General features: G+C 33.1%; 7 protein-coding genes. All 7 read right to left on the bottom strand.

What is annotated here, in order from left to right; genetic code table 11:
* Positions 1-8: 8 nt before the first annotated feature.
* Positions 9-1,472, bottom strand: a complete 1,464-nt coding sequence (locus tag L6Q46_RS00150) for a redoxin family protein (protein WP_291282589.1) — start codon at positions 1,470-1,472, stop codon at positions 9-11.
* Between the two features lie 56 nt (positions 1,473-1,528).
* Positions 1,529-2,026 carry a GNAT family N-acetyltransferase gene (locus L6Q46_RS00145; protein ID WP_291282588.1) on the bottom strand — a complete coding sequence of 166 codons (498 nt, stop codon included), beginning with the start codon at positions 2,024-2,026 and terminating at the stop codon, positions 1,529-1,531.
* A gap of 46 nt (positions 2,027-2,072) precedes the next feature.
* On the bottom strand, positions 2,073-2,381 hold the full coding sequence (locus L6Q46_RS00140) for a DUF3467 domain-containing protein (RefSeq protein ID WP_111567663.1): 309 nt from the start codon (positions 2,379-2,381) through the stop codon (positions 2,073-2,075).
* Between the two features lie 177 nt (positions 2,382-2,558).
* On the bottom strand, positions 2,559-6,866 hold the full coding sequence (gene rpoC, locus L6Q46_RS00135) for a DNA-directed RNA polymerase subunit beta' (protein WP_291282587.1): 4,308 nt from the start codon (positions 6,864-6,866) through the stop codon (positions 2,559-2,561).
* 241 nt (positions 6,867-7,107) lie between these two features.
* Complete coding sequence (gene rpoB, locus L6Q46_RS00130) at positions 7,108-10,920, bottom strand: DNA-directed RNA polymerase subunit beta (protein WP_291282586.1); 3,813 nt, start codon at positions 10,918-10,920, stop codon at positions 7,108-7,110.
* Between the two features lie 240 nt (positions 10,921-11,160).
* On the bottom strand, positions 11,161-11,532 hold the full coding sequence (rplL, locus tag L6Q46_RS00125) for a 50S ribosomal protein L7/L12 (protein WP_026724869.1): 372 nt from the start codon (positions 11,530-11,532) through the stop codon (positions 11,161-11,163).
* Between the two features lie 55 nt (positions 11,533-11,587).
* Positions 11,588-12,085: a 50S ribosomal protein L10 gene (gene rplJ / locus L6Q46_RS00120; protein WP_026724870.1), complete on the bottom strand. Its 498-nt coding sequence runs from the start codon at positions 12,083-12,085 to the stop codon at positions 11,588-11,590.
* Between the last annotated feature and the right edge of the window lie 22 nt (positions 12,086-12,107).

Genomic DNA, 12,107 nt, shown 5'->3' with positions numbered 1-12,107 from the left:
AGAATGTACTATTTCAAAGCATTTAAAATTTCATCATACAAAACTTGACTTTCAGAAGGTTTTTTTGTGGATGGAAGAACCAACTCTCCTTTTTCATTAAACAATAAATATCTCGGAATAAAAACACCGTTGGGTTCGTTTAAAAGTTTCTGAAGAGATTCTTGAATTTTATCTGACGTAAAAATATGATTCCCTTCTAGATGATTATTTTTAATATTTGGAAGCCATTTGGTAATTTCCTTGTCTTTATCTATTGCTAAATATAACATTTCGATATTATTTGTTTTCAAAAAGGCAAATAGCTTTTGAGAATGAGAAAACTCTTGAAAACAAGGTGCGCAATATGAAGCCCATAAATCAACAAAAACGGCTTTCCCGCTAAAATTATCTTTTATAATAGAAGTTATATCAACACTATTTACTTGTTTATTATATTCAAATTTTCCGTTTAGAAAATAACCAAAAGCATAAGGTTTGTAATCTGAAACTTTTTTATTTCTCAAATATTCTTCTAAATAAGCTGTGTATCTACTATTTGGAAATACTTTTTTAAATTGTTTAAAATCATTTTCATCTAATCTATCGTTACTAAATAAATGAACAAATAATTTTTCTTGCAAAGGCAATGGAATAAAATTATAGTAATCTCTAACATTTTTATTCTTCCATAATCCCATATCATAACGTTTTTCCTCAAAACCGCTTTCGTTCATAAATCTTGTAAATGATTGAACATTATCAAAAAAAGCAAATGTTGTAAAATTTTTAAATTTATCATCAAACGGATTAAATTCCGTCATTAAACTGTTTAATAAATCTAAAAACTCACTTTTAGGTAATTTTGTCTTTGTGAACTCCTCTTCTATTCTAAAAACATCTTCAATAATGCTTTTTGAATTATTAGCTAGTGTTGTTTCGAGATAGAGTTTTGAAATTTCATAAATATCTTTAGAGATTTCCCCTTTTTCAAAAAAAGTTTTCAATCTTTCAGATTCTAATTTATGCTCATTCTTTATAAAATTCAAAATATCAGTTCCTTTATTTGCATTAAAAATCACCGGTTTTAATTTTTGTGAAAATTTTTGGTATTTATAAATCGAATCTATATTTATTGCTAATAAAATAGAGCTATTTCTACCTTCATAATGAATCTGATATTTATTATCTTGATTTTTAGAAACATTTAAAACAATCGTTTCATTTGGTTCATACAATATATTTATTCCCGGATTAACTTTAGAAAACACAAAGTAAAGATAACCAGGATTGCTAGCATCAAATTTTAATTCAGCTTTGTTATTTTTTGTATAAATTGTGTCTGAATGATATAAAAAATAAGCCGCATTTTCATTTATTGATTTACTAACAACTATAGGAATAGAATCAGAAGCATTTTGAAATTTTAACTGAATTGAAACATTTTGAGAATAAGAAATTTGAAGAAAAAAGAACGCTAATAAAAGATATTTCATTTTTATAAGATTAATTATACAATTTTTCACTTTAGTATAACGATAATTCTTATTTGTTATTGCATAATATTAACCTCCATCACATAGTCATCCATTACATAACCATTTCCAATATCAATTATTTCATCTTTTACTTTTGAGAAGCCTAGTTTATTGTAAAAATGTATGGCATTGTTGTATTTGTTTACGTTTAAGAAAATAATATATTGGTTATTTTCGATTGCTTTTTCTTTTACAAATTCAAAGAATTGTCTTCCTAAACCTGTTCCTTGTGTTTCGGGCAACACGTAGATTTTGTGAATTTTGGTTTTGTTAGGTTCAGAGTTAATTTCATAGGAAAGAAAACCTACGTACTTATCCTTATCATCTTGTGCTAAATAAAAAACGTGTCCTTTTTGCATTAATTGGCTCAAAGCAGTTTCATCGTAGAACTTGTCAATCATGTAATCTAATTGTGCTTTGGATAAGATTTCTCCATAGGCTACAGGCCAAATTTTCTTGGTTAAGTCGATGATAATAGGAATATGTTCGGTATTTGTTTTTATCAAATTCATAGGTAATTAACTAAAAAAGTCTCGCAATATACGAGACTTTTGGTTATTAAGCTTGTCCTGTTGGACCAAAATTTAAAGGAATTGGTGGTTGTTCGCTTTCTTCAATTTTTCCGTGAGCACTTTCAAAACGGTGAATATTTTCTCCTAATGCTTTTAATAAACGTTTTGCGTGTTGAGGCGTTAAAATAATTCTAGATTTTACTTTCGCTTTTGGTACTCCAGGCATAATCGTTACAAAATCTACCACAAACTCAGAATTAGAATGATTGATAATTGCTAAGTTGGAATAGATTCCTTCAGCCGTTTGCTCGTCTAACTCGATGTTGATTTGTCCTTGTTGATTGTTATTTTCCATTTTTTTTATTTTTTAAACATATAAGTCATAGAAGTTTTTAAATGTATTTGACCTATATTATGTTATTAGTTCATTTAAGTACTATTTGAAAATCTTTTACAAGAATAAGTATTATTTGGGTAAAAAAAAAGCCTAACAGAAAATCTGTTAGGCTTTGTATTGGAATAATGAAGCTAATTAGTAGTTAAACTCTTCTTTAGCAGCCATTAACTCATTGTATTCTTCTTTAGAACCTACTATTGTATTGTCGTAGTCTCTCATACCTGTACCAGCTGGGATTCTGTGACCTACAATAACATTTTCTTTTAATCCTTCTAAAGTATCTACTTTACCTGCTACTGCAGCTTCGTTTAATACTTTAGTTGTTTCCTGGAACGATGCAGCAGAAATGAATGATTTCGTTTGTAACGATGCTCTCGTAATACCTTGAAGTACTGGAGTTGCAGTTGCTGTAATAACATCACGAGCTACTACTAAGTTTTTATCATTACGTTTTAATAACGAATTTTCGTCTCTTAACTGACGTGGAGAAATGATTTGACCTGGTTTTAAATTCTCAGAGTCACCTGCATCCTCTACTACTTTCATTCCGTATAATTTGTCGTTTTCAACAAGGAAATCGCTTGTATGAGCTAATTGATCTTCTAAGAATAAAGTATCTCCTGGATCAACAATTCTTACTTTACGCATCATCTGACGAATAACCACCTCAAAGTGTTTGTCATTGATTTTTACCCCTTGTAAACGATAAACCTCTTGAATTTCATTTACTAAATACTGTTGAACAGCAGATGGTCCTTGAATTCTTAAGATATCTTCTGGTGTAATTGCTCCGTCAGAAAGTGGAGTTCCCGCTTTAACGTAATCGTTTTCTTGAACTAAGATTTGGTTAGAAAGTTTTACTAAGTATTTCTTCACTTCACCAAATTTAGACTCGATAGCGATTTCGCGATTACCTCTCTTAATTTTTCCGAAAGTTACAACTCCATCAATTTCAGAAACTACTGCAGGGTTTGAAGGATTACGAGCCTCTAACAACTCGGTAATTCTTGGTAAACCTCCTGTAATATCTCCCGCTTTTGAAGAACGACGAGGAATTTTAACTAAAATCTTACCCGCTTTAATTTTTTCTCCATCATCTACCATAAGGTGAGCCCCTACTGGTAAGTTATAAGAACGAATTAAATCTCCATCTTTACCATAAATTAATAAAGTAGGAACTAATTTTTTATTTCTACCTTCAGAAATTACTTTTTCTTGGAAACCTGTTTGCTCATCGATTTCAACTAAGAACGATTGTCCTTGTTCTAAATCTTCGTAAGCAATTTTTCCTGTAAATTCTGAAACAATAACTCCATTATATGGATCCCATTTACAAATTGTAGTACCTTTTTCAACAACGTCTCCGTCTTTAACAAAAATACTTGAACCGTAAGGAATATAGTGTGTATTTAATAAAATTCCAGTTTTAGCATCAACTAATTTAAGCTCTGTAGAACGAGAAATTACGATATCAACTGTATTTCCATCAGCATCTTCTCCTTTAACAGTTTTTAAATCTTCGATTTCTAATTTACCAGCAAAACGAGTTACAATACTAGACTCTTCAGAGATACCTCCAGCAACCCCTCCAACGTGGAACGTACGAAGTGTTAACTGTGTACCTGGCTCACCAATTGATTGCGCTGCAATAACTCCAACTGCTTCACCTTTCTGAGTCATTTTTCCTGTAGCTAAGTTTCTTCCGTAACATTTAGCACAAATACCTTTTGTAGCCTCACATGTTAATGGAGAACGTACTTCTACTCTTTCGATTGGAGACGCTTCAATTTTCTTAACGACAGCTTCTGTAATTTGTTCTCCAGCATGAATTAATATTTCATTATCAAGAGGATTAACTACATTTTGTAAAGCTACACGTCCTAAGATTCTTTCTCCTAAAGTTTCAACGATTTCTTCGTTTTTCTTTAAAGCAGAAACTTCAATTCCTCTTAAAGTACCACAGTCTACAGAGTTTACAATAACATCTTGAGATACATCATGTAATCTACGAGTTAAGTAACCTGCATCGGCAGTTTTAAGAGCGGTATCCGCAAGACCTTTACGCGCACCGTGAGTAGAAATAAAGTACTCAAGAATCGAAAGACCTTCCTTAAAGTTAGAAAGAATTGGGTTTTCAATAATTTCACCACCACCAGCAGTTGATTTTTTAGGCTTAGCCATCAAACCACGCATACCAGTTAACTGACGAATCTGTTCTTTAGAACCCCTCGCTCCAGAATCAAGCATCATATATACCGAGTTGAAACCTTGTTGGTCTTCACGGATATTTTTCATTGCTAACTCTGTTAATTGCGCATTAGCAGAAGTCCAGATATCAATAACTTGGTTGTAACGTTCGTTATTGGTAATAAGACCCATACTATAGTTCATCGAAATTCCATCAACTTGCTCACGAGCATCAGCGATTAACTGCGTTTTTTGTTCTGGAATTCTAATATCACCTAATGAGAAAGATAATCCTCCACGGAATGCGAACTTATAACCCATATCTTTCATGTTATCCAAGAAAGCTGCTGTTGTAGGAACGTCAGTCACCGCTAAGATTTTACCAATAATATCACGTAATGATTTCTTAGTTAATACCTCATTAATATATCCTGCAGCTTCAGGTACTACTTCATTAAATAATACTCTACCTGCTGTAGTTTGAATAATTTTTGTTACTAATTCACCTTCTTCATTAAAGTCTTTTGCTCTAATTTTCACTCTAGCATTTAACTCTAATCTTCCTTCGTTTAAAGCAATATTTACCTCTTCAGCAGAATAGAAAGTTAATCCTTCTCCTAAAATTTTCATTTCTGGAGTAGACAAACGCTCTTTGGTCATATAATAAAGACCAAGTACCATGTCTTGAGAAGGTACAGTAATTGGAGCACCGTTAGCTGGATTCAAGATATTGTGAGAAGCCAACATTAATAATTGTGCCTCTAAAATAGCTTCTGGTCCTAATGGTAAGTGAACCGCCATCTGGTCACCATCGAAATCGGCGTTGAATGCCGTACATACTAATGGGTGTAACTGGATTGCTTTTCCTTCAATTAACTTAGGTTGGAATGCTTGAATACCTAAACGGTGAAGCGTAGGAGCACGGTTTAATAATACAGGATGTCCTTTAATTACATTCTCTAAAATATCCCATACTACAGGCTCTTTTTTGTCGATAATTTTCTTAGCCGACTTAACTGTTTTAACGATTCCTCTCTCGATTAACTTACGAATAACGAATGGTTTGTATAGTTCAGCAGCCATATCTTTTGGAAGACCACATTCGAACAATTTCATTTCTGGTCCAACGACAATTACTGAACGAGCAGAATAATCCACACGTTTTCCTAATAAGTTTTGACGGAAACGACCTTGTTTACCTTTTAATGAATCTGATAAAGATTTTAATGGTCTGTTTGATTCTGTTTTAACAGCAGAAGCTTTACGTGTATTATCAAATAATGAATCTACCGATTCTTGTAACATACGTTTTTCGTTTCTTAAGATAACTTCTGGAGCTTTAATCTCCATTAATCTTTTTAAACGGTTGTTACGGATGATAACTCTTCTGTATAAATCATTTAAATCTGAAGTTGCAAAACGACCTCCATCAAGTGGTACTAACGGACGTAATTCTGGTGGAATAACTGGAATTACTTTTAAAATCATCCATTCAGGACGGTTTTCTCTGTTTAAGTTAGACTCACGGAATGATTCTACAACATTTAAACGTTTTAATGCTTCTGTTTTACGTTGTTTAGATGTTTCGTTATTAGCTGCGTGACGTAAACTATAAGAAAGTTCATCTAAGTCTGTACGTGCTAATAAATCCATAATACATTCAGCACCCATTTTAGCGATGAATTTATTTGGATCGTTATCATCTAAATATTGATTTTCCATTGGAAGTGTATCTAAAATATTTAAATACTCTTCTTCCGTAAGGAAATCTAATCTTTGTAATGATTCGCCATCAGCATTTTTAGCAATACCTGCTTGAATTACTACGTATCTTTCGTAGTAAATAATCATATCTAATTTCTTAGATGGTAAACCTAAAATATAACCAATTTTGTTTGGTAACGAACGGAAGTACCAGATGTGAGCGATTGGCACAACAAGGTTGATGTGTCCTACTCTATCTCTACGTACTTTTTTCTCTGTTACTTCAACACCACATCGGTCACAAACGATTCCTTTGTAGCGAATTCTTTTATATTTTCCACAAGCACATTCGTAATCTTTAACAGGTCCGAAAATACGCTCACAGAAAAGACCATCTCTTTCTGGTTTGTGTGTACGATAGTTGATAGTCTCTGGTTTTAAAACCTCACCTCTAGATTCTCCTAAAATAGATTCTGGAGAAGCTAATCCTATCGTGATTTTGTTAAACCTTTTGATTTGGTTTTTATCTTTATTATTTCTATTATTCATCATAGTTTTTACTATTGATTTACTTTGCAATTAAAAATTGATTTAGAACAGTTGTAGCCAAGCTACTTTCCTGTTGACTCGAATTACTTCTCTAAACTTCAAACCTAAAATTTTGAAGTGCTAATTATAAAAACCCAAAGGTTTAAATAAAAAATCGGAACGGTTTACGGTTATAAATCCTTAAAAACTTATTATAAATAAGTATTCAGCTCCGAGAAATCGGAACTGAATACTGCATTCTTATTTATTCTTCTAATCTGATGTCTAATCCAAGACCTTTCAATTCATGCATTAATACATTGAATGATTCTGGTAATCCTGGTTCTGGCATAGTTTCTCCTTTTACGATAGCTTCGTAAGTTTTAGCTCTACCAATTACGTCATCCGATTTAACAGTTAAGATTTCTCTTAAAGTACTTGATGCACCGTATGCTTCAAGTGCCCAAACCTCCATTTCTCCAAAACGCTGACCTCCAAATTGAGCCTTACCTCCTAATGGTTGTTGCGTAATTAACGAGTATGGACCAATAGAACGTGCGTGCATTTTATCATCTACCATGTGTCCTAATTTCAACATGTAAATTACACCCACAGTTGCACGTTGGTGGAAACGCTCTCCAGTTCCTCCATCATACAAGTAGGTATGACCGAATCTTGGAATTCCAGCTTCGTCTGTAAATTCATTAATTTGATCTAAAGTAGCACCGTCAAAAATTGGAGTAGCAAATTTCTTGTTCAGTTTTTGTCCAGCCCAACCAAGAACTGTTTCATAAATCTGTCCAATGTTCATACGAGATGGTACCCCAAGTGGATTCAATACGATATCAACAGGTGTTCCGTCTTCTAAGAATGGCATATCTTCATGACGAACGATTTTAGCAACAATACCTTTGTTACCGTGACGTCCTGCCATTTTATCCCCTACTTTTAATTTACGTTTCTTAGCGATGTAAACTTTAGCAAGTTTTAAAATTCCAGAAGGTAATTCATCTCCAACTGTAATAGTAAATTTCTCTCTTCTTAACCAACCTTGTAAATCGTTTAATTTGATTTTGTAGTTGTGAATTAAGTCGTTTACCATTGCATTAGTATGCTCATCTGTTGTCCACTGACCTTTAGTTAAGTGAGCAAAATCTTCTACACCTTGTAACATTTTTTTAGTGAATTTTTTACCTTTTGGTAATACTTCTTCACCTAAATCGTTCATTACACCTTGAGAAGTTTTACCATCGATGATAACAAATAATTTTTCAATTAATTTGTCTTTCAAGTCGTTGTACTTAACTTCGAATTCTGTTTCTAATTTATCAACATCTTCTTTATCTTTAGAACGTTTTCTCTTATCTTTTACTGCTTTCGCAAATAATTTTTTATCTAAAACCACACCGTGTAAAGATGGAGATGCTTTTAATGAAGCATCTTTTACATCACCTGCTTTATCACCGAAGATAGCTCTTAAAAGTTTTTCTTCTGGAGTAGGATCTGATTCTCCTTTTGGTGTAATTTTTCCGATTAGAATGTCGCCAGGTTTAACCTCAGCACCAATTCTAATCATACCGTTTTCATCTAAATCTTTAGTAGCTTCTTCAGAAACGTTAGGAATATCATTAGTTAATTCTTCGTTACCTAATTTAGTATCACGAACTTCTAATGTATAATCATCAATATGCAATGATGTAAAAATATCATCACGTACTACTTTTTCAGAAATTACGATAGCATCCTCGAAGTTGTAGCCTTTCCATGGCATGAACGCCACTTTTAAGTTTCTTCCGATTGCTAATTCTCCGTTTTGAGTAGCATAACCTTCACATAATACTTGACCTAATTGAACTCTGTCACCTTTTCTAACGATAGGTTTTAAGTTGATACAAGTACTTTGGTTGGTTTTTCTATATTTGATTAATTGATATGTTTTCTCATCTGTATCAAAACTAACCATACGCTCTTCTTCAGTTCTGTCGTATTTGATAGTGATCATATCGGCATCAACATACTCAACAGTTCCGTTTCCTTCCGCATTGATTAATACTCTTGAATCAGAAGCAACTTGTCTTTCTAAACCAGTACCTACGATTGGAGCCTCAGGACGTAATAATGGAACGGCCTGACGCATCATGTTAGATCCCATCAACGCACGGTTCGCATCATCATGCTCTAAGAAAGGAATCAATGAAGCTGAAATCGAAGCAATTTGATTTGGAGCAACGTCTGTATAATGAACGGCAGTTGGAGCAACCACTGGGAAATCTCCTTCTTCACGTGCAATAACATTCGTAGCGGTAATTTTACCTTTAGCATCCATTTCAATGTTTGCTTGTGCAATCATTTTACCTTCTTCTTCTTCAGCGCTTAAATAAACTGGAGTCGATTCTAAATCAACCACACCATCCGTTACTTTACGGTAAGGCGTTTCGATGAATCCCATTCCATTTACTTTAGCATAAACTCCTAAAGATGAAATAAGTCCAATGTTTGGTCCCTCAGGAGTTTCAATTGGACAAAGTCTTCCGTAGTGCGTGTAGTGAACGTCACGAACCTCGAAACCAGCTCTTTCTCTAGATAAACCTCCAGGTCCAAGGGCAGATAAACGACGTTTGTGAGTAATCTCTGCTAATGGATTCGTTTGATCCATGAACTGAGATAACTGGTTAGTTCCAAAGAATGAGTTAATTACCGATGATAATGTTTTAGCATTAATCAAATCGATAGGTGTAAACACTTCGTTATCACGAACGTTCATTCTCTCACGGATAGTTCTAGCCATACGAGCTAAACCTACACCAAACTGAGCTGATAATTGCTCACCAACTGTTCTTACACGACGGTTTGATAAGTGATCAATATCATCAATCTCAGCTTTGGAGTTGATTAATTCGATCAAATATTTAACGATTGTAATAATATCTTCTTTCGTTAAAACTTGTTTTTCCATAGGAATATCAAGGTTTAACTTTTTGTTCATTCTGTAACGACCTACTTCACCTAAGTTATAACGTTGGTCAGAGAAGAATAATTTATCTATAATACCACGAGCCGTTTCCTCATCAGGCGGTTCCGCGTTACGTAATTGTCTGTAAATGTGTTCAACAGCCTCTTTTTCAGAGTTTGTTGGGTCTTTTTGTAACGTATTGTGAATAATTGTGTAATCAGCCGCATTGTTATCCTCTTTATGTAAAAGAATAGTTTTTACGTCTGCTTCAATTATTTCTTCGATATTATCTTTATCAAGAATCGTATCACGATCTAAGATAATTTCGTTACGCTCAATAGAAACTACTTCACCAGTATCTTCATCAACGAAGTCTTCATGCCATGTATTTAATACACGTGCAGCAAGTCTTCTTCCTGCATATTTCTTGATACCTGTTTTAGATACTTTAATTTCTTCAGCTAAGTCGAAAATTTCTAAGATATCTTTATCTCTTTCAAATCCGATAGCTCTGAATAAAGTAGTTACAGGTAATTTTTTCTTTCTATCGATATACGCATACATAACGTTATTGATATCGGTAGCGAATTCAATCCAAGAACCTTTAAAAGGAATAATTCTGGCAGAATATAATTTAGTTCCATTTGCATGGAAAGACTGACCAAAGAATACACCTGGAGATCTATGTAATTGCGATACAACTACACGCTCAGCACCATTAATTACGAATGTACCGCTAGGCGTCATATATGGTATTGTTCCTAAATACACATCTTGAACGATTGTTTCAAAATCCTCGTGTTCAGGGTCAGTACAATATAATTTTAATCTAGCTTTTAGAGGCACACTATACGTTAAGCCTCTATCAATACACTCTTCGATGGTATATCTAGGTGGATCAATAAAATAATCTAGGAATTCTAATACGAATTGATTTCTCGTATCCGTAATTGGAAAATTTTCCATGAAGGTATTATACAGCCCTTCGTTGCCTCTTTCGTCAGATTTAGTTTCTAATTGAAAAAAATCTTTAAACGATTTCACTTGAATATCTAGAAAATCTGGATATTGTGGAATGTTTTTTGTTGAAGCAAAATTTAATCTTTCAGTCTGATTAGCAATCATCAATGGATAAAATTTTGATTTAAAAAAAGTAATTTTTGTGTAAATACACTGTTTTAACAATACTTCCTTTTAAATAAACAATACATCTTTAAAATAAACCAGGAAAGATAGTTTAATTTTTTTCTTCGTTATTGTTTACTTTTAAACGCATAAAAAATACAATAATTTAATATACGCAAAATGGTTTAGGTCTTTGAGAACACTCTCAAGACCTAAACCTAGCTTATTTATGAGTATAAATTATTTTAACTCAACTACAGCTCCTGCTTCTTCTAAAGCTTTCTTAAGACCTTCAGCCTCATCTTTAGAAACTCCTTCTTTAACATTTGTTGGAGCAGCATCAACTAAATCTTTAGCTTCTTTAAGACCTAAACCTGTTAATTCTTTAACAGCTTTAACAACTCCTAATTTAGAAGCACCAGCGTCTTTTAATACTACTGTAAATTCTGTTTGCTCAGCAGCAGCACCAGCATCTCCTCCACCTGCAGCAACTACTACAGCTGCAGCAGCAGGCTCGATACCATACTCATCTTTTAATATTGTTGCTAATTCGTTAACTTCTTTAACTGTTAAGTTAACTAATTGTTCTGCGAATTGTTTCAAATCTGCCATTTTTTCTATCGTTTAAAATGTTTTGTAAAAAATATAATTTATTTGTGCGTACTTATTATTCTGCTCCTTCTTCCTTGTTAGGTTGATTTTGAAGAGCTGCAATAACTCTTTGAGCAGGAGATTGTAATAATCCAATAATTTCTGCGATAACTTCTTCTTTAGATTTGATAGCTACTAAGCTGTCTAATAAGTTGTCACCGATGTAAATTTCTTGGTTAATATAAGCTCCTTTAAAGATTGGTTTTTCACCTTTCTTACGGAATTCTTTAATGATTTTTGCTGGTCCATTAGCTGTATCAGCAATAAACATAGAAGTATTTCCTTTAAGAACTGATGATAAATCACCAAAGTCGTTATCAGAAGCTTCCATTGCTTTTTCTAACAATGTGTTCTTAACAACTTCTAATTTAATACCAGCTTTAAAACAAGCTCTTCTTAAGTTTGAAGTAGTATCTGCATCTAGTCCTGAAATGTCTGCTAAATAAACAACATTCACATCCGCTAACTGTGCAGTTAAATCTTCAATAGCGATTGATTTTTCTTCTCTAGTCATACTAAAAATTTTTAACTACCAA

This window comes from Flavobacterium sp. (assembly GCF_023151265.1).
Taxonomy (GTDB): Bacteria; Bacteroidota; Bacteroidia; order Flavobacteriales; family Flavobacteriaceae; genus Flavobacterium.
The sequence above is the reverse complement of the archived record's forward strand: the minus strand, read 5'-3'. Positions and strand labels throughout refer to the sequence as shown.

Bases quoted from the DNA above. Each gene is read 5' to 3' on its own strand.
- L6Q46_RS00150 (WP_291282589.1), bottom strand. From the start codon at position 1,472: ATGAAATATCTTTTATTAGCGTTCTTTTTTCTTCAAATTTCTTATTCT.
- L6Q46_RS00145 (WP_291282588.1), bottom strand. From the start codon at position 2,026: ATGAATTTGATAAAAACAAATACCGAACATATTCCTATTATCATCGAC.
- L6Q46_RS00140 (WP_111567663.1), bottom strand. From the start codon at position 2,381: ATGGAAAATAACAATCAACAAGGACAAATCAACATCGAGTTAGACGAG.
- rpoC (WP_291282587.1), bottom strand. From the start codon at position 6,866: ATGATGAATAATAGAAATAATAAAGATAAAAACCAAATCAAAAGGTTT.
- rpoB (WP_291282586.1), bottom strand. From the start codon at position 10,920: ATGATTGCTAATCAGACTGAAAGATTAAATTTTGCTTCAACAAAAAAC.
- rplL (WP_026724869.1), bottom strand. From the start codon at position 11,532: ATGGCAGATTTGAAACAATTCGCAGAACAATTAGTTAACTTAACAGTT.
- rplJ (WP_026724870.1), bottom strand. From the start codon at position 12,085: ATGACTAGAGAAGAAAAATCAATCGCTATTGAAGATTTAACTGCACAG.